The 1209-nt window shown below is 63.5% G+C and carries 2 protein-coding genes; one reads left to right on the top strand and one right to left on the bottom strand.

The features are described 5' to 3' along the window. The coding region (locus I5W_RS10040; protein ID WP_044529106.1) for a QueG-associated DUF1730 domain-containing protein at positions 1-588 on the bottom strand (588 nt) is incomplete at its 3' end. Between the two features lie 46 nt (positions 589-634). Here I5W_RS10040 and tsaE point away from each other — a divergent pair. Continuing rightward, positions 635-1114 carry a tRNA (adenosine(37)-N6)-threonylcarbamoyltransferase complex ATPase subunit type 1 TsaE gene (gene tsaE, locus I5W_RS10035; RefSeq protein WP_252716981.1) on the top strand — a complete coding sequence of 160 codons (480 nt, stop codon included), beginning with the start codon at positions 635-637 and terminating at the stop codon, positions 1112-1114. Positions 1115-1209: the final 95 nt, after the last annotated feature.

Genomic DNA, 1209 nt, shown 5'->3' with positions numbered 1-1209 from the left:
CAGCATCTCCCCCAGGAAGAACATGGAGCCAGCTTCCCGGTGCAGCAGCAGCGTGTGTTTGCCGCGCCAGCCCAGCCCGGCTTTCTCGGCCAGGGCCACTTCCATGACCGGGGCCGAATCGGTGAAGACACGATAGCCGAAGGCACCGATGCGGCCTTCGATGCGGCTTGCCAGCTGCTGCAGGCGGGCGCGCAAGACCTTGTGGTAGTCGCGTCCGCGGGCATAGATCGAAACCTGGGCGGCAGCCGGGTCGGCGCTGCGGGCTTCTTCCCGGCTGCGCCAATCGTGGGTATCTGCGTCGCTGGCCGCCGGCAGGTAGGGCATCCGCACGCTGACCACACGCACTGCGCCGGGCACCAGTTCGGCCGGGCGTGCACGTTTCAGGCCGTGGCTTGCCATATAATCCATCTCGCCGTGGTAGCCCTTGTCCAGCCAAGCCTGGAAGCCCGCTTCGCGATGCGCCAGGTCGACATCGGCGATGCGCACCTCGGCAAACCCCAGCTCCCGGCCCCAGGCCTTGATGGTGGCAGCCAGCGCCGCCAGGAAGGCAGGATCGGCCAGATCGACAGGAACGGTGTGAGCGGACATGAAGCGTTGAATGTTGAACCAGTGATTCAGAATGAGCTAAAAAAGTATGCAGCGACTCCATCTCCACCTGCCCGACGAAGCCGCCACCGCGCGCCTGGGTGCCGACCTGGCCCAGGTGCTGGCGCCGGGTCTGGCGATCTACCTGCACGGCGACCTCGGGGCCGGCAAGACCGCCCTCACGCGCGCCCTGCTCCATGCGGCCGGCTACCAGGGACGGGTCAAGAGCCCGACCTACACGCTGGCGGAGCCTTATGAAGTATTGTTCGCAGGGCGCATGGTAACAGTCATCCACTTCGATCTGTACCGCATGTCCAGCCCGGAGGAATTCCTTGATGCCGGTTTTCGTGAACATTTCAACGAAAACACCGTCTGTATCGTCGAATGGCCCGAAAAGGGCGCAACTGGCCTGGGGCATCACGGTGGAGTGCGAGGGGGCGGACAAGCCGGTGTGTGTGGCCGAGTTCCTGGTGCGGCGTTATTGATGCGGACCCGGCCGACTTCCTCGCGCAAACTCATGCATTTGTAGTCTGGCAGCATCGGCAGCGACTGCACGGATGAATTTTGATTCAGGCCGTGGTCAGGAATTGTCATAAGGTGCTAATGTGCAAGCATTCGTCGCGC

It is taken from the genome of Herbaspirillum sp. B65 (assembly GCF_000333555.1).
Classification (GTDB): domain Bacteria; phylum Pseudomonadota; class Gammaproteobacteria; order Burkholderiales; family Burkholderiaceae_D; genus Herbaspirillum; species Herbaspirillum rubrisubalbicans.
The sequence above is the reverse complement of the archived record's forward strand: the minus strand, read 5'-3'. Positions and strand labels throughout refer to the sequence as shown.

Bases quoted from the DNA above. Each gene is read 5' to 3' on its own strand.
- tsaE (WP_252716981.1), top strand. From the start codon at position 635: ATGCAGCGACTCCATCTCCACCTGCCCGACGAAGCCGCCACCGCGCGC.